A 22,964-nucleotide genomic window follows, 5' to 3' on the forward strand; every position below is an offset into this window, starting at 1 on the left:
CGTCAGGCAGGCTGTTGAGGGTTAATCCTGAGGCTGGCCCGGCGTCGCGCTGGTAGGGCTCACGGGCAAAAAATTTCCCAGTGAATCGGCGACCACCCGCGCCACCAGCTGCAGCATGGTCAGCAGATCGATATCATCGAACATCAGCTGACCGCTGTTGAATACCGGCGTCCATCCGTCCATGTGCTTGCGTGATACAACGGCCAGGCACGGATGAATAATCGCGTTGGTGTCTTCTTCGGTCAGGGAAGACAGTTCCTCAGCGATACGCGGGAGCAGGGTTTCAAACACCGGTTTCAGCTGATCGAATTTCACGGTGTCGATTTTGCCATCAGCAGGCAGAAGGGAGCGAATGCTCCCGAAATCTGACATCATGCCCGCCAGCACCGGCAGCAGTTTGCGGGTCACTTTCAGCTGGTCAAAAACGCTGAGTTTTGCCACGCGGTAATCGTGGCCTTTGATTGAGCATTCCATCTGTTAAAACTCTCCGAGAACCTGGTCGATTTTGCCGCAGTCAAACACCCAGGGCATCGTATTACCGGCTTTAGCGTTGGCGTTATCCGGCTGTTTCTGGAACGCCACGCTGCGCGCCGTGATAATGTCTCCGCTCACCTTGTTTCGGATCACAATGACGTTGTTTCCCCAGGTTCCTGAGGACTGACTCTGCGCGTTGTACGCCAGCGACAGCTTTTTGTTTGTCGGCGAGGTCTTCAGCAGGTTGACGGTTACCGTGCCGCTTTTATCCGCGTGCAGGCTGTGCATCACTTCGCCGTCAGCGCCGATGGTCATGGTATTTTTGGGGCCGCCCATTGCAACGGTGATCCCCTCCTCTGAACTGGCGGAACCGTAGCCCAGATCAATCTCGCCGGTTGGGCCGGAGAGGGACGCCGTGACGTCCATAAAAGAATAAGTAGCCATTCATGTTCTCCTTAGCGAACGACGTTGATCTGCACATCAGCAAAATGAACCGCACCCGCCAGCTTACAGGCCACCTGAATAACCGGTGCCTTACGTGCTTCACGGTCTGCCTGCGCCTGCTCGGAAATCGGCTGCGCGTAGACGTAATAGCCTTTTGTCAGCGTGTCGCCGGAATCCAGCTGCCCAATCGGGCCACCGTTCCATACGCCAGCAGCCACCAGCCCGTTCGTGACGGACTGATCCATCGACTGTTCAACGTTGGAAAGTAGGCGCGTAACGCCAGCATCGGTCTGTGGAACTTTGGTTGTGCTGGTGTAGAGCAGGTTGTACAAGTTGGTCTGAACGTAGTTCTGCAGCCAGTCGAGCCCGTGGCGTTCGTCGAAGAAATCACCGCTGGACATGACGCCCTGCTGCAGGATGGCCGTATCGTTCTGGTAATACACAAATACGTTGCAGTTTTTGGCATCCAGCGCCGCCGCCTGATTGGTGGTCAGGGTTTCATAGGTGATCCCCGGCTCCTGCTTGAATTTCAGGGTAATGGTGGTGTTGCTGCCGTTGAAATTCACCGTGAACGCGCGACCAAAAGCTGAAACAGCTGCATAAGGGCTGCTGGTGGAATATTGAATAAAGGTACGGGAATACTTGCCAGCCTTTAATTTCGACGCAACATCGGTCGTCGAAGTCGTGCTGATAATCTCGGCGTCGGCAGATGTTACCCCGAAAATGCGGCTCAGACTGGACGCTTCGATAAGTTTAGCAACCTCAATCACGTCGTCAGCATCAAGCACATCACCGCCATCAGCAACATCATCAGCGACAACCAGCCCATACCAGTTGGTATATTGCAGGCAGGCATTAACAGCTTGCACAATGGTTTCCACGCTTCCACCTTCGGAAGAGGTCAGCGTCTTCGCCCAGCGGCCAACATAAACCTGCGTCGGCTTCGGCGACTGGCTGAAGAAAACCTGCGCCGCTTCATATTCCGGGCTGTCGACTCCGAAATCCTCGCCAATGTCCTCAACGGACGCATAAAGGCGAACACGCTCCTGCACCGGAATGACAGTGGAAGAACCGAGGATCAGCAGCGCGCCGAAGTTACGACCAGTAGCCGCTTTCGGCGAGATGATCACATCAACGTTTACAACGTTGGATACAGGTAAGCCCTGCGTCATAGTTTATTCTCCAAAAAAGGTGACTGGCGCTTCCACCAGCGATTTAATGCCGTACTCGCGCACAACCTTCCGGCGCAGGCGCACCGTCATGTCGTAGCGGCGAACCCATTGCTGGTTGATAAGTTCGGGGAAAGGGGTCAGACCGGTATAATCGCCCAGGGACAAACCAAGCGCGTTCAGCTCAGCATTGTTTTGCGGGACAGATATGCCATCGCGAAAACGGGACGCATAAGACATACCAGCCGGACCATAGAACGACGCCATGCACTCGAACGTTTCATGCCGCCAGAGCTGAGCGCCCTCGTCGGTCTGATTGGTGAATGCAGGACTGTTATCAATGGGCCATCCGGTAACGCCGAACGCGCACCAGTTCGTTTCAACTGGTGGCAGTGGCGGCTGGTCTTTCTGCCAGCGCGGGCGAACCATCCCAGCAGGCAAGCCGGAAACGTTGCGCATCCACTGGCTTAACAGCCTGTCGAGCGCTTCGTCATAATCCGGATCGCCGCTGGTGGGTGTCAGCCAGCCGCGCTCTGTGCTGGTGTTATTACTCAACGGGAGTACCCCCATCAAACGGCAACAGTTCGCAATGCGCCTGGACGAAGCCAGCACCGTAAGCGGTATACGGGTCGACGAACGTCACACGATAATCACGGTTCTGATACGTCACGATATCGGCATCACGGCCAGTCTGCCCCTGTGTCAGCCGCTCAGTTGTCACGATAAGAATCGCGCCGCTGATAACCTGCCCGGCCTGCATGCGGCGGTTTTCCAGAGAGCGGTCAACGGTAACAACCCCGGCAAACTGCGTTTTAACTTCGCTGTCGCTGCCGATCCCGTCCTCGTCCACCGTTTGCGCGCGACGCGTTACCCACAGGTTGAAGTCGCAAAAATCGGGGTCGAAAAGCACGTCTGTTACATCAAGAGTCGGCATCTTTATCCCTCACAACATGGGTAATGGCTCTGCGATATTGCCCGGTGTCGATTAGCGGTTTCACCAGATCGGTTCCGGGGGACTCGCCAGCAGCGCGCCGGGCAAGTTCCGCTTTCGCCCCTTTACGCCCTCGACGTGCGCGGGCCTCAACGGTGCTATCAGCAAGCGGTGTAAAGCCGGTAATGGTCATGTAACGCCTGACACCATTAGCGGCCAGCGTTCCGGCGCGGTTGAGCGCTCTTTCCGCACCCGCCGCATTACCATCAAGCGCAGCCTGCGCCGCTGCTTTAAGCTGCGGCACCGTCTGTTCCTCTACCGATTTAACGCCCGGGATCAGGTGCGGGCGTGGGGGGATGTTTTGCGCTGGTGAGCCGTATTCGTTGACGTAACCGATCCCGGCATTACCAAACGGAACATCCTCACGCTCGCTGTCTTCTTCCGGGATGCCCACCAGCACTTCTTTTTTACAGATGGATTTGAGCGCTTCCAGAATGGCCTGAGCATTATCCACCCTCGTTGTTACACCGCTTTTTAAACTCATAGCTGGCGACCGCCCGCACCGAACATCGTGATCATCTGATAAAATTCAGCGCCATATCTGGTGTTATTCCAGAAGCCTGCGTCAGGGTTTAGCGTCGCGCTGGTGTCATAGCTGACGCTTACCTTGTCAACGGACTTGGAAGATTGAACACCATTGGTTGAACCGCCCGGGCCGCCAACCAGCATTGCCCGGCTATCTGCCGCCCATAGCGTCATGTAGTGAGCCACGAACAACTCGGCAAAGTACGGAAACAACTTTTTGCCGGTGACGTTTTCGCTCAGCAGCACATCGGCCAGATTCAGACGGAACTCGATTTGGACGTCGGGATATTTTGCCGGGTCAGCAAACTGCGGGAAGTCGCGCCGAAAATCACTTACTGTTGGCAGGCTTTGATTCTTTGGCATCTTTCGCCCCATTACCGCCAGTCTGGGCGGCAGCAATCTGCGCTTGCAGGCCGTCGTTCTGCTCTTGCAGCTTGAGCAGCGCTTCTTTCAGATCGGCAATCAGCTGATCTTTATCGACAATCTGCTTATCTTTGTCGGCAATCTGCGCTTGCAGGCCGTCGATAATGGGTTGCAGATCATCGGTGTCGCTAATCACGCTTTCGGAAAGTTCAGAGTGCGCCTGGGTGAACCAGTGCGACGCGACCTCTTCCGGTACGTTATGCCGTCCCCGGCCAAACTCCCGTTTTGACTGATCGCCGAGCGTCAGCGTAAACGGGGTGTGAACATGGATGGTAACCAGCTTTTCTTTCGCCATTTTCAATTTCCTTCTGGCCCCTTTCGGGGCCGTTCTGGTTATCAGATACCGTCCACGTAGGACAGGGTTTCTTTGTACACTGGCTCAACCGCACCGAGCTTGCCGTAGTAGGTCGCAATCTGGTACAGACCGCGATACTGGACAGGAACGCTCTGCAACGGCACCAGCGGATAGCGAACGTATTTCTTGTCGTTGGTGTAGGCGACCATACGGTCTTTACCGCCAACTCCGCGCCCTTTCAGCCATTTGACCGCTTTGATTTCCAGCGGAACGCCGTTCTGGTGGAAAGCGATAGTGTTCACGGCCAGATAGGTCAGCAGTGACTGGTTACCCGCTTCGGAAACCTTACGGCTCGCCAGCAGTGAATACTGCTCTGGCGGAATGCGCAGATCAGAGGGCACAACGGAATAGCCGGATGCTGCCCAGGCATTCGACAGAATGCTGTTCACGCTATCGAGGATCTCGTCGTTGGTGGAGTTCGCCCAGGTCTTCGGCGCGTTGTTCAGCGTCACACCGATGAGGTTTGCCAGACCTTTCAGGCCGAGCGCGTCATCGCCGATGTAAACCTGCTCGTCGTTGTCCATCTGCCACTTCAGCTGCATACCTTCGTATTTCTGGGTATCGATTGGGCGACCAACCTGTTCAGCGGCTTTAAGTTCGATAACGGTCCAGCCCAGCTCCATACCCCACAGGTTCAGCGGATTGCCGTCTTTGCCGATATCGACGTTCACCCCAGCAATGGCGGTGGAGTCTTTACCAACCCAGTTTTTACCGTTCGGATTCGCACCAGTACCGGCAGCGCCAAAGCTGGTGTTAGTCCAGCTGGAAATGTCATCTGCGATAGAAACGTCTTCACGCAGCTGAATATCTCGGGTCCAGGTATAACCCACCAGCGGCAGGTTCAACGTCTGGTCGAGTCGCTCCAGCTCCCCGATAAGAAAGGCACCAGAGCCATCAACGGTTGCCTGATCAAAAGTAATCATTCGTCTGTTCCTTAAATCTTCCAGGAGATTTCTGCATTGCCGTTAGCGTCACCGGCCCCTGTGAATTCGGCGTTGGTCAGCGCCACGTTTTTGCCACTGACTGACGTGGACATGAAGCCGCCCAGCGGCACGTCAATGGTTGAGTCGAGCGAAACAACCACGTAGACAGGCGCGCCTTTTTTGATGGTGCTGGCATCGAAGCCAGATCCGAGGTTAACGGTCATGTAGCCACGCTTCATGGCGTCGCCCGGGAAGTTCTTATCCGTTCCCACCTGGCGAACCATGTCTGGCTGCGATGTGGTCGGATACGGACGAACGTAGATACCCTTCACCTTGTCAGCGGTGTCACCGTCCGCCAGCGGCACGAAAAAGCCGTCAGCGTCGTATTTTCCAGCCAGACCATAGGCAGCGAAGGCGTTAGCGGATTTAAGGATCACCGGTTCGACGGTTAAGTCCTGCGGGCGAGAGATAGCCCCGGCAATGCCAACAGGCATCCGGTACAGATATGCAGTCATTGGATTATCCTTTGCGGTTAGACCAGAAGTCGGCGTTTTGTTTGTTCAGGGAAGCGATGCTGGTCATGCCCATATTTGGACGTTGTGCATCGCCCGTGGTGCTGCGGGTGTTTCTCCCTTTTGCAATCTCAGACACAGCGTTAAACGCCATATCGACCGATTGCTTAGGCAATTTGCGAATATCAGCATCACCGACAACCTGGCGAACCAGTGTTTTGTCAGCGGCAGCCAGCACATCACGTTTGAACGCGGTCGGTTTCACCTTGCGGCTCAGATCGATACCCGGGACGATAACCTCGGCACGATAGGCAGAGTCACCGGTAATCGTGGTTTCCTCTTCGTCGTCCTCGCCGTCGCCGGTCGGCTCTTTTTTGTCTTTATCGTCAGGCTTATTGTCGTTATCGCCCGTCGCATTTCCTTCCAGCTTAGCCAGCAGGGCTTTGAGCAAGGTTTTGATATCGTCCTCGCCGTCGCCGGTTGGCTCTCCGCCCATCTCTGGCTTTTTGTCCGGCAATGGTTGCTGCGGTGAAAGGTTAATGTTGAGGTTAACGCCGCTCGGCAGATCCCCTTCGTCACCCGTTACCGCCGCTGGCGCAGAGTCCAGCAGTTCGTTCATGGTGTCAGCGTCACCCGTTTTGATGGCCGTGCGCATGCGGGTCCACCAGCTTTTATTTTGATTTGCCATTGTGTCTCTGTCTCCAATTGCACAACGATTTCCGGCTCTGCCTTTAGGGACAAGAGCCACATGGTTTCCAGTAATATCGACCTGCTCGGCTTTACCTGGCTCGGTCTGCTCGTACTCCGCGTCATAGCCACATGACACCTGTCGCAGACCATCCTCAATAAGCTGAATGGCGTTTTCGTCTTTGACGATAAGGTCAGCCAGCATTAAATCTGACTGCTCGCCAGTGCCACGCCTGATGTTCTGAAGATGCCCGTTTGCCAGCTCTTTCCAGTTCTGCGGGTTCACCAAACGGACATTACCGTCTTCGTCTTCCGGATGAAGGATGGTGATACTCATCCCTTCAAAAGAGGCAAGCGTCGCCGGGTGGAATACCTGCTCTGGTGATCGTGTTACGACGATTTCACCATGCTTGTCAGGCTCAAGATTTGGCAGGTCAGCCGCGCTATACAGCTGAGTTCCTGTTCTGGCTACGGGGACGTCTTTGCAAAGCAATGAGCCGTCAGCCAGGCGATAGCGAGTCTCCCCCAGTTGGGTGTAGAAGAAATATTTCATCCATCCGCCGCCTTAGTGGATTTAATAAACTCACGCAGCAGATGCTTTATCTGACGCGCATTACCACGACCTATAAGTTGGCAGCGCTTTGCTCTATCACCAACAGATTGATAAATAGCCTCTACGCCATTGTATTTAGCAGTGATGCGCGTAGCTTCGCTGGCCTGTTCTTTCAGGAAATAGATTGTTTTTTCCATGGGTTACCTGCAATTCAGGCGAGATAGGGATGAGGTGTCGGGAATACGATTTCTTTGTAGCAACGGCAGTTAGGTAACTCCCCGGCGTGACCGGTCATGCCGTCAAGCGTTGGAGGTCGGCCCCATTCGACAAACTTCCCTTCCATCTCCCGATGAGAATGCCGGACGTCGCCATCTTCAGCTGTACGCCAGATATAACCATTCGAGCCGATTGACAGCGCACGCGCCTGATCCAGCGCGCCGGTTGCGCGTCCAAGCTCGGTACGTGCGATAAGGTTCGCTCGTGAGCGTGACACGTCACCGGACGCTGCTATCTCTTTCGCGAATGGTTCAGCGCGGCCACCAGACACAACGGCCTCGATGGCCTTGTTCTGAATGTCATACACCCGATCGGCGGCCTCAAGAGGCAGTGACTTGATGTACTTAATTTGCTCGGCAACGATGGATTTCATCACCTGGCCTACCGGGGCGCGGTCAACCATGTTGCGCAGCTCTGCGCTGATGTTCCGGCTGTGCTGACGCCACTGCTTTTCATTCTGGCGCGCTATGTCTGCGGTGAAGTTCTCAGCAACCTTCGTCGCCCAGGGGGTGATGATTTCGCTGTAGCGCTCCAGCGCATCCATTATTTCGGTGATGCTATCGTTTGAACCATCGTAGCGCCCATTTACTATATCCCCGACCGCCCGCGCTATCTGCCGTAGGCTCGTTCGATATCGGATCTCCGCCTGTCGGCTCTGGCGGTTTGTCGCCAAGTTCGCCGATGCCTGGCGGCGCTTCGTCTTCGGCATTCTCGATATCCTCGTCGGTAATGGATGCCCCGATACCGGTGACGTCAGAGTTTTCGCGCAGGTCGGTCATCGCCGCCTTACGCGTCATCAATCCGTCGCCCAGCGCGGTGCTGATCGCGTTGGTGGTGTTTACGGCCACCGTTGAGCGGTCAACGTCAGACATTTGCCATAGCGGGTTAAACTCAAACGTGAAATCGTCCGGCAGCGGCTTACCGAGTTCCGAGCGGTGCATAATGTCCAGTATCCGGCGCATCGGCAGCCGTAAGCGGCGCTCCTGCAATGAGCTCACCCGGTCGTAATAGTTGGCGAGGTCTGCGTCACCAGTAGAGAAGCCTTTCGGGGATTGACCGAACAGGCGCACCAGCGGGATACCAACGGCACCGCTGATCTGCTCAGCGAACTGCGAAAGAATGTCATCCAGACCGCTGAAGCTGTACTGGTGGGTTTCGAACTTATCCCGCGAGTCCATGAGCGTCATACCTTCATTGCTCTGGAACTGGCGGATCAGGTCGATGTTCTTCAGCAGCGCCTCGAACGCCGGGCCGCCAAGCGCGATAATCTCGCGCAGCTTCTCCACGCTGTAGGTGCGCAGATGCGCTTTGTAGACCAGCTGCGCCGCGCCGACAGTGGCGCTGTCGAACGCAGTAAGCCGATCCCAGATACGCTCTACAACCGACATTCCCCATTCGTTTTCGGTCATCTTCTGCTGGAATGGCAGCGTCACCCCGTCGAAGCGAATCAGGCGGCTGTGATGGATGCGCCAGGCCGGGATGCCCGTTGCAGTGGTCACCACGTCGTAAAACTCAGGTTTGCCGAGATCTGGCCCCATCTCTTTAATGCGGCGGGTCAGGACCGGGTTAATCATCCAGCGGTCGAGCGGGAGAATGCCCTTAAACTTGCCTTCTCCAATGGTTTCGAGCCGCAACGGGGTCATTGGTGCCTGCCCCTCAATCATGATGAAGCCGACCGCGCCGCCGTAGAGACGCGACCATTTCAGCACGTCGTTCAGCGCATCCCAGATCTGCAACTCATCCAGCTGCGCTTCGAGGGTGCCACGGCCTTTCGCGTCAATCTCCGAAGTGATGCGAATGCCTTTCCGGGTCATATCGTCCGGGATAGCGTCGACCGCTTCGCCGATGATCCAGGACGAACGATAGGACCATTCCACCAGCATGCGGTTGCGGCTGGTGAAGTTAGCCCGGTAGGTCGATGCTGAGTGCTGGTTAGGCGTCTGCATCCCCACGCGGGCGACAAAGTTCTCATAGCCATCAGCGGTGGCCTGCGCCGTTCGCTGAGAGGCTTGCTTGTTTCGTGCCATCAGGCCTGTCTCCCTAGCAGCTCCCAGATGTTCAGGGCTGAATTCATTGGCGCGTAGCTGATCATCACCGAGTCGGCGAGGTTCGGCGACTTGGTGCCGTCAGGCTGTTTATCAACAACGATTTTCCCCACGCCGTTAATGGAGTAGGTCGGCTGCGACAGCTCGATGAGGAGTTTGTCTTTGCTCGCCATAGCGCTGCTGATTGAGATGATTTCGTCCGGGTTGTAGGCCATCTTCTCTTCCACGGCGCGATAGGTGTTCTGGAAAAGCTTGCGTAATCGCCACCAGCTCTGGGCCTTGGCGTTCGCGAAGAAGTCCTTGTTCAGGCGGGCGGCCTGTCCGTTGTCGCCGCGCACCGCTTCATCGTCCGGATCAAACACCGCGCCGCTACCGCGAAACGGTGTGGCGAGTATTGACGGTCGGCGCGCAGCGTTACGCAGTTCGTTGATGGCGCGCGCATCGCCGCGAACGCCAGCGCCCAGACCGTCCTCGTCGAAGCGAAACTCTTCGAGGTTGTCCTGTTCGCAAAAGCCGAAGACCTTCTCAACGGACTGGTAAATGTCGCTGCCCACGCCGGACCATTCCCGCACGTTCTCCAGGAGAAAGCCGTGACGGGTCGAAAAGGCGTTTTTGTCCCGGCCTTCGTCGGCGACGTCCATCGCGCCCAGCCGTTTTCCTGTGGGCTGGATGCCCAGCTTGATATGCGCGTCGACGGCAGCCTGTACCCAGTCGGACGGGATCAGGACGCCTTCCGCTGATGCGCTGTAGTTCAGGTCAAGTTCCTGCGCCACCACCACCGGATTGTCGATTTTCTCGCATTCCCTGCGATACCACTCTTCATCCTTGCGCGGGTCATCTCGCCAGTGGAACGTGAATACTGGTATCTTTCCGCCGTGGCGCTTCTGCGCGAACGGGTTCGCCATGCCGTTAACCGAACTCAGGTCGATACGGCAGCGAGTGGTTTGCGACAGCGCCGCATCAATCAGCAGAGGGCGCTGGAGGAATGCGGCCTCATCCACCAGGTAGAGGGTGGTACGGTCACCACGACCGATATTGTCGCCAGCCTCACCTTTGATGACCGCGCCAGTATCGGGAAACTCAACGCGCATGTACGGTGCGTGCTTCTTCTCGTCCCACGAACCGCGAAACTCAACGGGCAGCGTTTCCACGAACTTGCGCGCCTTCCAGAACAGCGCCTTCGGGTCTCCGGTGCTGTCGACGTATTCCTCTTTACGGGAGCCGAAGCCGATGACCATTTCTTTGTTGAAGAGGCAGAGCGAACAGGCCAGCCCGATCGCCGTCCAGCTGAGCCCCATTTCGCGACTCTTTTCGGTGATGCCGTTCTCCAGCCGTTCACGCCGCTCCATGATCCAATGAATCCACTCTTCCTGTTTTGGGAACAGCAGAAAAGGGATGGTGACCGGCAGGCCATAATCGATGTTACGCGGGTCAGTAGTCATACCCCAGTCGATGATGAACTGTGCCGGGTTGGTGCGGTAAAACTGCTTTAGCGCTGGCAGCATTTCGGGGTTCTGGCGAATGCGCTGTAAGCGTTCCATGCGCCATTCAAAAACCATCTGGTAATCAGGGTTCCTGAAGTCGAATTCAAACGGTAGAGGCATAATCACCCCATCATCTTGCGGTAAAGCTCTGCGGCCTGATCTGCGGTGAGGTTGGTCGTCTCGGTCTTGATCGGGCCGCCATTCTTGCCGGTATGCTCGTTGGATACCTGCTCTTTGAACGCCTGAACATCGACGTGCTTACCGAGAAGCTCAAGGTTCTTCACCTTGTCAGGCCATTTTATTTTCTTGAGGATGCCCACCATCTCTCGGTCATCGCCGCGTCCTTCGAACATTTCCGCAAGGTCAAATCCGCTCAGGTAGCGACGCCACGAAGCTGGCCACTCAGATACAGGCTTCAGGCTCATTTCATCTGTCATAATGTCGAGCACGTCCATCTGGTCTATTTCAACCAGGCGACGAAGGACATAGGCAGAGTCAATGCTAACCATCTCATTGCGCTGACTCATGAGGCCGGAGATAAAGTTCTGGAGGTTAACATTAGTCAACAGGCGAGCGCCTTGCGCTTTGGCGGTCTTCTCGCTGTAACCCGCCCTGATAGCTGCCTGCGTCGCATTTAAATCTTTCAGGTACTCACGGGCAAACAGCTCTTGTTTGTCTGTGAGCTTTGCCATTTATTCTTTCTCTAATTCATAGGACAGGGAATACTGAATGACGCTGTTCATGTCCAACACGGTACAGCCGTTAGATAAGCCTATCGTCATCCAGCCATCTTTAATCTCAGGAGGGGATATCCATTATCAAGCCCACCCGAGGATGAGCTTTGGAATGGAAAGCCGTTGTGAAAGTGGCTCTCAGTGTGCGGGTAATTCCCCATCAGCAACTTTCTGGGCGTAGTAATCAAGGATGTCCTCGATGACTGCTACGCCTGATGGTTTGAGTCCTTCATACTTACCGATGGATGCGAAATACTCCTGGCGATCCAGGTTGTAAATGTCGAGCATCTGAAAGAACTTCATCTCCACTGCGGCAGCATCCATGTCATCAGCCATAAAATATGAAGTGAACATCGAGGCCAAACAGTCAGCATCTATCAGAATGTCGCCAAATGCAGACCGATAGATTGGTTGTCGGTGTTTAGCAGTTTGCATGATGACAAATTCCTCACAGACCTGCCTGGTAATAGGAAATTTTTCTGGTGAATATGGGTTCATTCTCACCTCACGCCGCTGCGTACAGCAATTTCATCTGACCCTTTACAGGGAATGCAGACATACAGCGAGCTTCGAAATCACGATAGTCTGAGCATCCATTGGCAATGCTGGTAACAGCAATGATCTGTCGCTCAACCAATGTCAGAGCATCAGGTTTAAGGTGCTGATGGATTTTATCTCCCGCAGCTAGGCGCTTTTTAACCTCTGCATATACTTCTGGTGGCAAGACTGGGCCATATACCCATTTAGCACTGATCATCCCAAAAAGTGCGGGACGCCGGCCTGGTCGATGACGAGGAAGCCCTGACATTTTAAACATCGCTGAATAAAAAGGATCGCTAAACCTCTTCTCCCATGGCTGAGATTTGTCCAGCAAGAAAATGGCCTTGATTCTTTCATCGTCGATGTGATGAACGGATCCCTGAATGATTGCGTCAATTTGCTCATCACACCAGATCTCGAAATCTACAGAAAGCCACCGTGCGAACCTGACAGCTAGTTTAGGGTGAAGCCATGTTCCGCCGCCACGGTCTTTGCGAGCGCGACTGGTTTTTACATACGGGATTTTCCCGTATCTACGCTCAAGAGCCTGAATGTACGAGTCAGTCTCCGGTAGTCGCAGGAAATCATTTGGCGCTTTATCGAATTTATCGGCGGCAGTTGTTGCATCAAACCAACCATCGTCAGAAAAACGCATTGGATGGCCTTCGAAATCAATCGGGATGATATTAGACATCGTATTTACCTTTTTGGTGATATGAGCCAGTTCTCGCAGACATGGACAGCCCAAGAGCGGCACGATGTAAGCCACCGTCCTGTCTCTGTCTCATATCCCGAAAAGCTCTTGGTCTTTGTGCGCGGAGAATGCGCAGTGGTTTTGCTTCGTGCATAAAAAAGCCCGACCGAAGTCAGGCTCTGTTATTTGGGTAACGAATCATTTAAGACACTGCTCTTTGATGTAGTCCTGCATGCCGCGAATCATCTTGTCAGCGGTTGCGATTCCGTCCCGGTGATCGAAATAATTCCGTCGAGCGTCTGGAGTAAGTTCGGGGGTTCCTGCATCATCCACGCCGGTGGCGGAGGTGGCTTTTGACACTCCAGGGCAGGTTGCGGCGATGCGCAGCCGTTTAACGCCAGAATCGACATCCCGACGCAAATCGTTAATGGTTTTTTTCGCATCGGACAATTCCTTCGTGTATTTGGCATCCAGTGCAGCCACATCTCTCTGGCGGGCCTGCATGTCTTTGATGGTGTCGTTAGCCAGGCGGAGACTTTTGGTGGCTTTGTCGCGCTGGTCTTTGTAGGTGATGGCGTTGTCTCGGTAGTGATTCACGAAGAAAGCCAGCACGCCTATTACAGCCACCACAATCAGTTGCAGCCAGTAACGCTTAACCAGTGCGCTAATCACGACAGGAACAGAGCGCGCTCCGCCTCACGCCGACGGGTCAGCCCGTTCAGGACTTTGCCACCAGCTTTATTCCAGCGCAGGAACTCATCGGCTGCACCAGCGTAATCACCGGCGTTGAGTTTTCGCAGAAGGGTCGATGTCGACAGTGACCGGGCGCCGAGGTTATACGTGAACGACACCAGGGCATCAAATTGCCCCTGAGTCAGGCCGACTTTAACCAGGCGAGACACGTCGCTTTCATAGCTGACCAGTCCGGTCTTCAGCAGGCGTTCTGCAGTTTCCTGCTTAATGGTCATCCCGGCGCGGATTGGTTTTCCGTCGACAGGCTGAGTCCATCCATAGCCGATCGTCCAGACGCCGACGCTGTCCTGGTAGGCGGTGAGCTTGCAACCTTCGAACTGTTTGATCAGGGAAATGCCTTTATCACTGGTTTGCATCTCCGCCTCCAAAGCGAGAATTAAACACCCGGGAAGCCATAACTTTAACCTGCTCTACGCCAACAAACCCGAGCGCGCCACCGATAGCAATCGACAGGGACTGCGGAAGGTTGAAGTAATCAAGAGCTGACACAGCTGTAAGGGTCAGGGCTCCACAGATTGCCCCTTCAAGGAGCATTTTCTTCCAGCCGCCACCGCCGTAAGCGATTCGTAATGCGGCCATGGCAACCGATAGCAAGACGGCACCCATCGGCGTTTCGCCACGCCACCAGCTGTGGAGTAGTTCGATAAACTCCGTCCAGGAGTGGGGATCGTTATGCATTTTCATAGTCTCTAACCTCCGGCTTAAAAGCGGGGGCTGTGTGTTTGAAAGGGGTCAGGCCCTCGGGACGATTTAACAAGTAGGCGTGTCGATGATGGTTCCTGGGCCTGAAAATAAGAAAAGGCTACCCATTGGCAGCCTTAGAAAAACAAAAACCCCGCCGAGGCAGGGTTTCAATGATTTATTTCGTTTGGACGGTATCTTCCACGATTAGAAGCATACAGGACAGTTTTATGCAAAGTCAACACTAACGTGCAAAAAGCGTCGCTATTTGCTCCGATCATATTAATAAGTTGTTGCCTTCTCAAATTCTACTGCCGCGTGACGCTCCCCCTGGCGCAGCGTATCCACCAGCATTTCATAAAAGGGTTTCCAGTTGCGTGACCATGAGGACTGATGGAGGTCCGGGAGACGCTTCAGAATGGCACGGTGTACCGTCGCCGAGGAGATAGCAGAGAAGCCATTACCAGAGCAACGTTCACACGTTTTGAAAACCGGCGCGCCGCGGTCTTTAGTCGCTTTGCGGTCTAGAACCTCGCCTTTACCGCCGCAACGACAACGGGCGCTGATCGTTCCCATGCCATCGCAAGCATCACAGACCGCCGGTACAACCTCTGTTACCTCCGTCCACTGCTCCCAGTCAGACGGTCGAACAGCACGAGAGCGGCAGGCCCAGTATGGAGCTTTACCCCATGGGTACGAAACCTTGCGGGTAATCTGCTCGCTGGTTGTTCGTCCGGTACCGCTGCAACTGTGACACGTCACGCTGGTAGCCGCTGAACGTGAGTAATCAGCAAAGGCAAATTGTGCCAACATCTGCATACACCATCCGAACTGGCCACCAGCTGCTTTGCGAACATTCTTCGGTGCGACATCCATCGCATATCGCGCCAGCGCCTGAACTGCGAGCTGTTCATCCGTTTTGCTGATTCCCGCTTTACCGAAGAACGCCGCCAGGCCGAAGCGCGCACGGCTGCTGGTGGTGCCAATCGCCGCCATTACATCTGTTCCTGTAAGGCGGTCCGGAGAAGTTCCCTTCACGTCATCGCTGATGTGCATTCCCTGAGGACTAAAATGTTTGAGTGACGCTTCCAGTTTCATGCGCTTGCCCCCGCTGTTTTAATGGTTTTAATAGTCTGCATTGCTGGATTGCCTATCTTTTGCGTATCGTCTGGTTTGAGTTTTCTGCTGTGGCGCCGAACGCTGCTTTGCTAACTCCTGGTCAATTGGCAGGAAGTGCCCGTTATAGAATCGACGGTAAATCGTGCCTAGTTCACCGTTTCGCTGTTTGGTCACGTTAATTTCCGCGATCCCTTTCGCTGGAGACTCAGGGTTATAAACTTCGTCGCGGTAAAGCATCATGATCAGATCAGCATCTGCCTCGATCTCACCCGAGTTTTTGAGGTCTGAGTTCATCGGTCGCTTATTGGGCCGCGACTCAACGCCACGAGAAAGCTGGCTCAGGGCAAGCACCGGCGTTTTATTAGATTTAGCCAGACGTTTTAGTCCTTTTGACACCTCGCCGACGGCAAGGTCATATCGTGCAGTGCTTTCGATTTTGATGAGTGCCAGATAATCCACCACCACCAGCGCTATTTCCGGATGCGCCAGTTGCAGGCGGGTAGCTATCTGTTGAATCTGATCTACTGTCAGATCGGTGGAATCAACCATCCAGATGCTACGACCAGTCAGCCGTTCTACACCGTTTGTCAGCCTGGCCCAGTCCTCATCCTCAAAATCAGCAGCCTTTTTCAGGCGTGAAACAGACATACCACCCGCAGCAGATACCATTCGCTCACCGATCTGGATATTTGGCATTTCCATGCTGAAGAACAGCACACCGCGGCCCTGCTCAGAAACTTTGTCGATGATATCCAGCGCCAATTCAGTTTTACCCATCGACGGCCGCGCAGCGATAAACACCAGGTCTGTTGGTTCAATGCCTCCAGTCTTTGCATCAAGCTCTTCAATGCCCGTCATGAGGCTTCTGGCTTCTTCGAGGCCGCGGTTGCGTGCATCTACCCGATCCACTACAGCAGGAAGAATGTCGTCGATATGAACTGGCTGAACGGTCTTTTCTTCGAGAGAAATTGCGGCAATGCTGTTCTGTGCAGCCCTGAATGCCGATAAAGCCGCATCACCATTGTGAGCACTCCGGAGATCAGCCAGCGCCCTTTCAATCACAGCTTCGGCATCACGAACAGCTGCATTACGCTCCAGCGTGGCAACGTAGGACACAAGCGCCGACTTGGCCCATGCGATACGGCTCGAGTCCATAATGATTGCGCTGTGCTTTGGCATGTTTTCGCAGAGCAGTACAGGGTCAATAACGCCAGCTCCACGCGCCTGACGGCAGATCCCAGTATATATTTCCCGATACTGCGGTACCGAGAAAGCTGTGGCTGGCACCCTGGAAAGAATATCCAGTACCTCAGGGTCGGCTCCACGCAGAAAAATTGCGCCGATCACCGCACCTTCCAGATCTTCATTTTTCCAGACAGGAGTCATGCTACAACTCCTGACGCGATGGCACGGAAACTTCCCCAGCCAAATGCCAGACGGTTGCGGCCACCATCGGTAACCCGATCCACAATTCTCTCGCCAATCGTTTCTTTCAACTGGTCGAATGTAAGATTGCTGATCAGGATTGTTGGCAAAATGCTTTCGTACCTGGCATTGATAATTTCCTGAAGGATGGTCATTTCAGTCGGACTGCCGAACTGAACACCAACTTCGTCGATAATGAGAAGATCCAGTGAAGCAAAGCGTTCAATGACGTCTTCCTCGTTCATTTCGGCATTGTGGCGCCATGTGCTTTTTACCGCTCGGGTGAGGCGCATGACATCGGTGATTTCCACATTCGCAAGGTGATCGCGGATGATGCTCTTTACCATAGCCACTGCCAGGTGGTTTTTGCCGGTGCCGCAATTGCCGGTCATAACAAGCCCGGTACCGGCATTAAGTCGCTCAGGCCAGCTGCTGGCATAACGCTGACAAGCCGCGAGATTTTTGGCGGCATCCTGATTAATGGCCTGGTAGTTATCGAATTCACATGCTTCGAACCGTCGTGCAATCCCGGCATTGTCTATCAGGTCGGCTACTCGCAATGTACGCAGACTGGATTCAATGCCAGCGAGTTCCGCTTTCACACACTCCGGGCATTGGGAGTGCTTAACATTTTCAACGCCTCGATAGGCTTTTCCAGTGAGGGAAATACGCTGATAATCACCATGTTTTTCACAGGCGGCGGCGTGGACGTTCCCTGACTCCCAGCTTCCCCACTGCCACGGTTTTTTGTGTTCCACAGCAAACGCCAGCTCTTCACGAAGCCCTTCGCGCTTTGCCACCAGAGCTTCCCTTTCTTCGCGTTGTTTGATACTCAGCATTTTGATTTCTCCTGCTTACCAGTTGCAGTCTGATTGGCCATAGTCTTGTTCACTAAACCCCGAAACCGGCAGTCCACCAGGTCTACCGCTTACCGAACCAGATGGCGCCTGCCATGACTCTTCGAAATGCCGATCGGGACCAAAGAACGTCGCCGCCTGTTTCACGTACTGCGTTCCGGCGCTACCTGTAGCACGGACATAACCTGCATAACGGTTTACACCAGCCAGCATTGCCTCAGTGTTAACACCGTCTTTGATTCGAGCTTTCCAGGCTTTCCAGGCAGCAGCTTTAGAATTACCGCCTGCACGTTTAGGGTATGCCTGCCATGCCTGCTCGAACTCGTTGGAATAGTTCTCTTTGGAAGAGCGATTTTCAGAATGGTTATCAGATGAACCGTTATATTTAGGTTCTATGACTGATTCATTGACTGGTTCAAATGAGTGACTGATTCTGGGTGCAGCTCCTGCACTACCCCCTAGTGAATCTCCTGCACTATGGGGTGAATCTCCTGCACCAGGTAGTGAACGATTTGCACTACCCCCTAGTGAATCTCCTGCACTATGGGGTGAATCTCCTGCACCAGGTAGTGAACGATTTGCACTACCCCCTAGTGAATCTCCTGCACTACTGAAATCAAGGCGATATACATTACTTGAGTTACCTTTTGGACCTGGGCGAAGTTCTTTTTTTACCAGGCCGCATTCACATAAAGCATCAATGTGAATCATCACAGATCGCTTACTGATTTCGCACTGATCAGCGATGTGTTGATAGCTCGGCCAGCACTCGCCATGGTCACTAGCGTTATCTGCAAGCTTCAGTAGCACGAGCTTACGCAGTGGATTTCCCACCTTGACCTTCATTGCTTTAACCATCAGTTCCATGCTCATGCGACACCCGCCAACTCATTTTCGTTACTGAATTCAGCCACCAGTAAAGGTTCGCTGACGCAATAATGCCGTGACATGTCACACCCCATTGTCCGGGTGCGGGAAAAGAGTCGGCAAATCAGGACGCAGTTCATGAGGCTTAACAACTCCATTAACTGCGTTTGAGACTGCCACTGCATGGACCGGAGAAACTTTCTTGATCCCCCTGACCCACTTCCAGACCGCTCCTTGCGTAACGCCAACCTTTTTAGCAAGCGAACTTTGCCCACCAGCAACGTACACGGCTTTCGCCATTGGGGATTCAAAAACCTCATCAGTCATAACAAAGCCCTTAGTATTAATATTAAAGATATAAAATAATACCAAAGGAATAATTAATCAAGTATTATCCGCTTGCCATGGTTAATCCTGTGGTATTAAATATGCACAGAAATCGGAGATACTTAGATGAACACACTTGCAGAAAGACTAAGGCTGGCGATGATTCATGCCGGAGCAACTCAAAGTCAATTAGCGCAAAGGGTTGGGGTCAGCCAGGGGGCCATACAAAAGCTAACCTCTGGAAAAGCCCAGTCCAGCGGGAAAATCGTGGATATAGCAAAAGCCTTGGATGTAGATCCAATTTGGTTAAGCACTGGTGAAGGCAGTATGGGACCAGCAAAAACTCCAGAGCAAAGGATGTTTGGCATCAACCCATGGGATAAGCAAACGCCGCTTGAGGATGATGAGGTAGAGGTGCCTTACTTGAAGGATATCGAGTTCGCATGTGGAGATGGCAGCGCCCTTAATGATGATTACAATGGAAAGAAACTTAGATTTTCCAAAGCAACATTGCGAAAGGTGGGAGCTAATAGTGATGGTGATGGCGTTCTATGCTTTGCTGCACACGGAAATAGCATGGAGCCAGTGATCGCTGATGGCTCAACTGTTGCCATAAACTGCCATGACAAGCGTATCGTGGATGGTAAAATTTACGGCATCAACCAAGGTGGATGGAAAAGGTTAAAAATCCTCTACAGATCTGGGCCAGATAAGGTAACAATCAGAAGCTACAACTCTGATGAATACCCTGACGAAGAAGTAGACATGGATAGTCTTGAGGTTTTAGGAAGGCTGTTTTGGGTATCAACAATCTTCTGATCTGCTACCAAAAAAGCACCAAGCCGACCATAGTGTCGGCTTTTTTATTACTAAAATAATCTTCAATAACAAATACATAAGAAAACTATTATTCTTTTTGTATTAATACCATTGACCTTCAATTAATACTTAAGTATTCTCATTTCATCGGCAAACAACGGAGCCAATGAGATGAATACAACCTCCCAACCAAACCCAGCGAGCCAGGCATTTGATATCCACGCCAAGCTTAAAGCAGCAAATTCACACTGGAGTTATTTGCGAGCTGCACAGCCTCATCAGAATGATTTTGATTATGAATTTAATACCACTTTTATTGATGGTTTGGAATTCGCTATCTACGAACGTGTAGATAATTATTTTGTTCTGGTTGATTTTTTCAAGTCATATGAAGAGGCATGTGATGATGCAAAAAAAATCATAGATGACCATCCTGATATTAAAAAAATGTTTTCTGTTAGCTAACTAACGAATTAACTAACTAACTAAATTAATCACAATTAACACCTTTTAGGGTGGGGAAAAACTCACCCTGAGGAAATGAAAATGCAAAATTCCGTCGCAATTAATCAGCCATTTAAAACGCCTCAAATGCTGTTCGGTTCTGACAACATTAATGACTTTGGCAACCGCGTACAAAGCTGCCGGATGGAAGGTGATTCAATGCAGCCGACCATCGAACCATGCGAGGTTGTGGCTTTCGTTGATTGCGGTGGCCGTGCGCTTACCCCGGGCATTTATGTTTATACGATGGATGTATTTGGTCGTCCTTGCCTTTTTATTAAGAGAGTAGAGCCATTATCTGATGGCTCATTAAAAATCATCTCTGATAACCATCATTACGAAACTTTCACCCTTAACACTGATGAACAGAAAGAAATCAAAATTCACGGTCGGGTAGTAGCTTCTTTAGCTGTGAGGCGCTTCGTATGACTTTCATCATTGATAAATCGGCATATAGAACAGCATGCCTTTATGCGGCCTGCGGTTACGAGGTAATCGCTCGTCTTTATCTTAAAAAAGCATATGGTCGTTAATTATGGGTGTTTTAAAAAGACAGGATATTCAGGAAGTGAATATCAAAGCGGAGAAGTTGTCAGGCTTGACGCAAACATTATTTGAATATCACGACAAACTGGACCATTTCCAACTTAAAACTATTTGCTCTCTTGTTTATGACATTGCTGGCGAAATTCATGACTGGACCGAAAAAGAAGAGGAAATAGTTATGGGTTTGGAGGAGGAAAAGCGCAATGGATAAATTAATCGAGACATATCGACGCCGAATTTTAAAGGCAGCTTTATTACGCCACCAGCGAAAAACGGGCAGTAACTGCCTTGTTATTAAGCTCAATAAAGGCGGCATTAACACGGTCGAATTAACAGAGATTTTACTTGATGGATTATTACGAAAATTCGAAAGGCTTGCGTTCAGTGAGTACGGAAATGTCGATGGTGTAAAAGCCATCAGGGGAATTTACAGCGGCGCTGTTGATGTAAATGGCAGCGGTGAATTCCTTACGGATAGCGGAAAGGAGTTAATCGACGAGCTCATTTCTGAGCTGGTCGAGTTCGTCAAAAAACAAAAAGTGGAGGCTCCGAAAACGGAGGGTCATGAAATGGGGGGATCTGATGGCACTTACAGCGATACGAATTCCTGAGTGGGTTCACCTCAAAGCAGCACACGTTTTAAGCCAGTTCAGAACAAGGCGCATTCACCCCTGCCGTATGCACGGCTCCGGTAATTTGAGCCTCAAGGTTAATCACCGATGGCGGCTGCTGTCCCGCGATGGCGGCAAGAACTGGGAAGTCATGAGTCACGAACGATACAGCAAAGTTAAGGACCGGAAATGAACGATAAACGCATCAGCACCACCTCAATTGACAGCGCCTTTGCCAAGGAGCTGCAGCCCGTTTACGTCGTATCTCGACACGGCTACTCGCGCCGTTTCCTCAGCAGGAGCGCAGCGATCAGTAACCTTGCTCACTACATGGTAACCAAAACTTTTCATCGTGCCGGTTTGAACACCAACGAACCAGACGAACCTGTTTTCAGCAATGGTGTGCTCGTCAACCGCATGGGCCAGCACACACAGCAATATCTCTTTGCACATAACCGATGCATGCGGCGCATTCGCCGAATTCTGGAGCGTAAGCGCGAAGCACGTAAGTGGCTCGGAAAGTGGGACGCCATGCATGACCGATTCGTGAGAGAGCAGGCAGAACTGCAGGCCTGTAAACCAGAGGGGCTGCGCTGATGATTGCTTACTTACGCGTTGTTCTCTCGCTGGTAATTGTCGCCAGCGTTTATGGCCTTTTCGTTCCGATCCTCATTTCGATGAAGGACACCACAGCAGTGTTATCCGGTTTTGCCCTGGCGATCATGACCCCGCCGTGCATCTACGCCATTTGTAAGGGTCTTGTTGTAACCGTAACTAAGGAAAAGAAATGAAAAAAGCAATTATGGCTTCAATTATCGCGCTCTCTGCCATCGGTCTTGTAGGTTGCGATCGTGTCGAGCCCGGCAACGTGGGTATCAAGGTGAATAAGCTGGGAGACGACAAAGGTGTCGGAGAAGTGGTTGGAGTAGGCCGCTATTGGACCGGCTGGAACACAGAGGTCTACATCTTCCCAACCTTCAAACAGATGAAAACCTACGACGACGCATTCAATTTCCAGATGAGTGACGGCACTACGATCGGCTATCACATTGGTGTCGCCTATAAAGTTGATCCAACCAAAGTGACGACGGTCTTCCAGACCTATCGCAAAGGTGTGGACGACATCACCGATACCGATCTGCGCCAGAAGATTGCCGATGCCCTTAATCGTCTCGCAAGCCGCATGAGTACCGATAAGTTCATTGACGGCGGGAAAGCTGAGCTGCTTGAAAACGCTCTGAAAGAGATCCAGTCCGACATGGGGCCGGTAGGAATCCAGGTTATCAGCCTTTCTTACGTCGGCCGTCCTGAGTACCCGCCGACAGTTATCGACAGCATTAACGCCAAAGTCACCGCCAACCAGAAGACCCTGCAGCGCGAGCAGGAGGTGAAACAGCGTGAAGCCGAAGCAAACATGCTGCGCGCTGAAGCGGATGGCCAGGCAGACGCAAAGTTGAAGTTGGCGGAAGCGGAAGCGAAGTCTATCCAGATTCGTGGGCAGGCCATGCGCGAAAACCCTGAAGTGCTTCAACTGGAGGCCATCAACAAATGGAACGGCACTCTGCCCCAGTACATGACCAGCGGCGCCAATACTCCATTTATCCAGGTTAAGTGATTCACCAGCCC

35 protein-coding genes are annotated in these 22,964 nt (G+C 52.7%); 9 read left to right on the plus strand and 26 right to left on the minus strand.

Annotation, left to right across the window (positions count from 1 at the left end; translation table 11 throughout):
- Positions 1 to 21: 21 nt before the first annotated feature.
- The 26 genes from ACOTX3_RS01055 to ACOTX3_RS01180 all read right to left on the minus strand — a co-directional run bounded on the left by ACOTX3_RS01055 (position 22) and on the right by ACOTX3_RS01180 (position 18,858).
- A complete protein-coding gene (locus ACOTX3_RS01055) occupies positions 22 to 474 on the minus strand; it encodes a phage tail assembly chaperone (protein WP_127868979.1) in 453 nt (150 codons plus the stop codon).
- Between the two features lie 3 nt (positions 475 to 477).
- On the minus strand, positions 478 to 918 hold the full coding sequence (locus ACOTX3_RS01060) for a DUF3277 family protein (RefSeq protein WP_000257260.1): 441 nt from the start codon (positions 916 to 918) through the stop codon (positions 478 to 480).
- A gap of 11 nt (positions 919 to 929) precedes the next feature.
- Positions 930 to 2,090 (minus strand): DUF3383 domain-containing protein, encoded by a 1,161-nt coding sequence (locus ACOTX3_RS01065; RefSeq protein WP_127868978.1) that lies wholly within the window; start codon positions 2,088 to 2,090, stop codon positions 930 to 932.
- A gap of 3 nt (positions 2,091 to 2,093) precedes the next feature.
- Entirely contained in the window at positions 2,094 to 2,642 is a 549-nt protein-coding gene (locus tag ACOTX3_RS01070) for a phage neck terminator protein (protein WP_420268369.1), read from the minus strand.
- Entirely contained in the window at positions 2,635 to 3,021 is a 387-nt protein-coding gene (locus tag ACOTX3_RS01075; protein ID WP_045399551.1) for a hypothetical protein, read from the minus strand. The genes ACOTX3_RS01070 and ACOTX3_RS01075 overlap by 8 nt, the downstream gene beginning before the upstream one ends.
- Positions 3,008 to 3,562, minus strand: coding sequence for a hypothetical protein (locus ACOTX3_RS01080; RefSeq protein ID WP_045399548.1), 555 nt, complete (start codon positions 3,560 to 3,562; stop codon positions 3,008 to 3,010). The genes ACOTX3_RS01075 and ACOTX3_RS01080 overlap by 14 nt, the downstream gene beginning before the upstream one ends.
- Positions 3,559 to 3,966 carry a DUF4054 domain-containing protein gene (locus ACOTX3_RS01085; RefSeq protein ID WP_045399545.1) on the minus strand — a complete coding sequence of 136 codons (408 nt, stop codon included), beginning with the start codon at positions 3,964 to 3,966 and terminating at the stop codon, positions 3,559 to 3,561. The genes ACOTX3_RS01080 and ACOTX3_RS01085 overlap by 4 nt, the downstream gene beginning before the upstream one ends.
- The gene (locus ACOTX3_RS01090; protein WP_045399542.1) at positions 3,932 to 4,321 is read right to left on the minus strand and encodes an STY1053 family phage-associated protein; all 390 of its coding nucleotides are present in this window, start codon (positions 4,319 to 4,321) and stop codon (positions 3,932 to 3,934) included. The genes ACOTX3_RS01085 and ACOTX3_RS01090 overlap by 35 nt, the downstream gene beginning before the upstream one ends.
- A 41-nt stretch (positions 4,322 to 4,362) precedes the next feature.
- The gene (locus ACOTX3_RS01095; RefSeq protein ID WP_045399539.1) at positions 4,363 to 5,304 is read right to left on the minus strand and encodes a DUF2184 domain-containing protein; all 942 of its coding nucleotides are present in this window, start codon (positions 5,302 to 5,304) and stop codon (positions 4,363 to 4,365) included.
- Positions 5,305 to 5,315: 11 nt separating this feature from the next.
- Entirely contained in the window at positions 5,316 to 5,819 is a 504-nt protein-coding gene (locus ACOTX3_RS01100; protein ID WP_006120173.1) for a structural cement protein Gp24, read from the minus strand.
- Positions 5,820 to 5,823: 4 nt separating this feature from the next.
- Complete coding sequence (locus ACOTX3_RS01105) at positions 5,824 to 7,056, minus strand: DUF2213 domain-containing protein (RefSeq protein WP_127868977.1); 1,233 nt, start codon at positions 7,054 to 7,056, stop codon at positions 5,824 to 5,826.
- Positions 7,053 to 7,253 (minus strand): hypothetical protein, encoded by a 201-nt coding sequence (locus tag ACOTX3_RS01110; RefSeq protein WP_049040992.1) that lies wholly within the window; start codon positions 7,251 to 7,253, stop codon positions 7,053 to 7,055. Before ACOTX3_RS01110 ends, ACOTX3_RS01105 begins: the two co-directional genes overlap by 4 nt.
- A gap of 14 nt (positions 7,254 to 7,267) precedes the next feature.
- Complete coding sequence (locus tag ACOTX3_RS01115) at positions 7,268 to 7,876, minus strand: phage minor head protein (RefSeq protein ID WP_250116772.1); 609 nt, start codon at positions 7,874 to 7,876, stop codon at positions 7,268 to 7,270.
- Positions 7,877 to 7,889: 13 nt separating this feature from the next.
- Positions 7,890 to 9,359, minus strand: coding sequence for a DUF1073 domain-containing protein (locus ACOTX3_RS01120; protein ID WP_127868975.1), 1,470 nt, complete (start codon positions 9,357 to 9,359; stop codon positions 7,890 to 7,892).
- Positions 9,359 to 10,981 carry a TerL protein gene (locus ACOTX3_RS01125; protein ID WP_127868974.1) on the minus strand — a complete coding sequence of 541 codons (1,623 nt, stop codon included), beginning with the start codon at positions 10,979 to 10,981 and terminating at the stop codon, positions 9,359 to 9,361. Before ACOTX3_RS01125 ends, ACOTX3_RS01120 begins: the two co-directional genes overlap by 1 nt.
- 2 nt (positions 10,982 to 10,983) lie before the next feature.
- The gene (locus tag ACOTX3_RS01130; protein WP_127868973.1) at positions 10,984 to 11,553 is read right to left on the minus strand and encodes a terminase small subunit; all 570 of its coding nucleotides are present in this window, start codon (positions 11,551 to 11,553) and stop codon (positions 10,984 to 10,986) included.
- A 180-nt stretch (positions 11,554 to 11,733) separates the two neighbouring features.
- Positions 11,734 to 12,030 (minus strand): hypothetical protein, encoded by a 297-nt coding sequence (locus tag ACOTX3_RS01135; RefSeq protein ID WP_063927634.1) that lies wholly within the window; start codon positions 12,028 to 12,030, stop codon positions 11,734 to 11,736.
- Between the two features lie 70 nt (positions 12,031 to 12,100).
- The gene (locus ACOTX3_RS01140) at positions 12,101 to 12,829 is read right to left on the minus strand and encodes a KilA-N domain-containing protein (RefSeq protein WP_127868972.1); all 729 of its coding nucleotides are present in this window, start codon (positions 12,827 to 12,829) and stop codon (positions 12,101 to 12,103) included.
- A gap of 198 nt (positions 12,830 to 13,027) precedes the next feature.
- Positions 13,028 to 13,501, minus strand: coding sequence for a lysis protein (locus ACOTX3_RS01145; RefSeq protein WP_127868971.1), 474 nt, complete (start codon positions 13,499 to 13,501; stop codon positions 13,028 to 13,030).
- Entirely contained in the window at positions 13,498 to 13,938 is a 441-nt protein-coding gene (locus ACOTX3_RS01150; RefSeq protein ID WP_063930876.1) for a lysozyme, read from the minus strand. The genes ACOTX3_RS01145 and ACOTX3_RS01150 overlap by 4 nt, the downstream gene beginning before the upstream one ends.
- Positions 13,925 to 14,266, minus strand: coding sequence for a phage holin, lambda family (locus ACOTX3_RS01155; protein WP_023311421.1), 342 nt, complete (start codon positions 14,264 to 14,266; stop codon positions 13,925 to 13,927). The genes ACOTX3_RS01150 and ACOTX3_RS01155 overlap by 14 nt, the downstream gene beginning before the upstream one ends.
- 279 nt (positions 14,267 to 14,545) lie before the next feature.
- The gene (locus ACOTX3_RS01160; protein WP_127868970.1) at positions 14,546 to 15,361 is read right to left on the minus strand and encodes an antitermination protein; all 816 of its coding nucleotides are present in this window, start codon (positions 15,359 to 15,361) and stop codon (positions 14,546 to 14,548) included.
- Positions 15,362 to 15,388: 27 nt separating this feature from the next.
- Positions 15,389 to 16,768 carry a replicative DNA helicase gene (locus ACOTX3_RS01165; protein ID WP_050861630.1) on the minus strand — a complete coding sequence of 460 codons (1,380 nt, stop codon included), beginning with the start codon at positions 16,766 to 16,768 and terminating at the stop codon, positions 15,389 to 15,391.
- On the minus strand, positions 16,765 to 17,646 hold the full coding sequence (locus tag ACOTX3_RS01170; RefSeq protein ID WP_127868969.1) for an ATP-binding protein: 882 nt from the start codon (positions 17,644 to 17,646) through the stop codon (positions 16,765 to 16,767). The genes ACOTX3_RS01165 and ACOTX3_RS01170 overlap by 4 nt, the downstream gene beginning before the upstream one ends.
- A 15-nt stretch (positions 17,647 to 17,661) precedes the next feature.
- Entirely contained in the window at positions 17,662 to 18,537 is an 876-nt protein-coding gene (locus ACOTX3_RS01175) for a helix-turn-helix domain-containing protein (protein ID WP_250116771.1), read from the minus strand.
- A 78-nt stretch (positions 18,538 to 18,615) separates the two neighbouring features.
- Positions 18,616 to 18,858 (minus strand): transcriptional regulator, encoded by a 243-nt coding sequence (locus ACOTX3_RS01180; RefSeq protein WP_248171351.1) that lies wholly within the window; start codon positions 18,856 to 18,858, stop codon positions 18,616 to 18,618.
- 126 nt (positions 18,859 to 18,984) lie between these two features.
- On the opposite strand from ACOTX3_RS01180, the gene ACOTX3_RS01185 reads away from it, so the two are divergent.
- The 9 genes from ACOTX3_RS01185 (at position 18,985) to ACOTX3_RS01225 (ending at position 22,953) form a co-directional block, all read left to right on the plus strand.
- Positions 18,985 to 19,677: an XRE family transcriptional regulator gene (locus ACOTX3_RS01185; RefSeq protein ID WP_126510675.1), complete on the plus strand. Its 693-nt coding sequence runs from the start codon at positions 18,985 to 18,987 to the stop codon at positions 19,675 to 19,677.
- A 171-nt stretch (positions 19,678 to 19,848) separates the two neighbouring features.
- Positions 19,849 to 20,142: a hypothetical protein gene (locus ACOTX3_RS01190; protein WP_126510676.1), complete on the plus strand. Its 294-nt coding sequence runs from the start codon at positions 19,849 to 19,851 to the stop codon at positions 20,140 to 20,142.
- An 81-nt stretch (positions 20,143 to 20,223) separates the two neighbouring features.
- Entirely contained in the window at positions 20,224 to 20,610 is a 387-nt protein-coding gene (locus ACOTX3_RS01195; protein ID WP_126510677.1) for a S24 family peptidase, read from the plus strand.
- 106 nt (positions 20,611 to 20,716) lie between these two features.
- Positions 20,717 to 20,938, plus strand: a complete 222-nt coding sequence (locus ACOTX3_RS01200; protein ID WP_127869021.1) for a hypothetical protein — start codon at positions 20,717 to 20,719, stop codon at positions 20,936 to 20,938.
- Positions 20,931 to 21,338 (plus strand): hypothetical protein, encoded by a 408-nt coding sequence (locus ACOTX3_RS01205; protein WP_058682872.1) that lies wholly within the window; start codon positions 20,931 to 20,933, stop codon positions 21,336 to 21,338. Before ACOTX3_RS01200 ends, ACOTX3_RS01205 begins: the two co-directional genes overlap by 8 nt.
- On the plus strand, positions 21,310 to 21,531 hold the full coding sequence (locus ACOTX3_RS01210) for a hypothetical protein (protein ID WP_072200442.1): 222 nt from the start codon (positions 21,310 to 21,312) through the stop codon (positions 21,529 to 21,531). Before ACOTX3_RS01205 ends, ACOTX3_RS01210 begins: the two co-directional genes overlap by 29 nt.
- Positions 21,528 to 21,935 (plus strand): hypothetical protein, encoded by a 408-nt coding sequence (locus ACOTX3_RS01215; RefSeq protein WP_032635102.1) that lies wholly within the window; start codon positions 21,528 to 21,530, stop codon positions 21,933 to 21,935. Before ACOTX3_RS01210 ends, ACOTX3_RS01215 begins: the two co-directional genes overlap by 4 nt.
- Entirely contained in the window at positions 21,935 to 22,129 is a 195-nt protein-coding gene (locus tag ACOTX3_RS01220) for a hypothetical protein (RefSeq protein ID WP_032635101.1), read from the plus strand. Before ACOTX3_RS01215 ends, ACOTX3_RS01220 begins: the two co-directional genes overlap by 1 nt.
- Positions 22,126 to 22,953: an SPFH domain-containing protein gene (locus ACOTX3_RS01225; protein ID WP_042889584.1), complete on the plus strand. Its 828-nt coding sequence runs from the start codon at positions 22,126 to 22,128 to the stop codon at positions 22,951 to 22,953. Before ACOTX3_RS01220 ends, ACOTX3_RS01225 begins: the two co-directional genes overlap by 4 nt.
- Positions 22,954 to 22,964 lie beyond the last annotated feature (11 nt).

Source organism: Enterobacter cloacae complex sp. IR5384 (assembly GCF_049237265.1).
GTDB classification, from domain to species: Bacteria; Pseudomonadota; Gammaproteobacteria; order Enterobacterales; family Enterobacteriaceae; genus Enterobacter; species Enterobacter cloacae.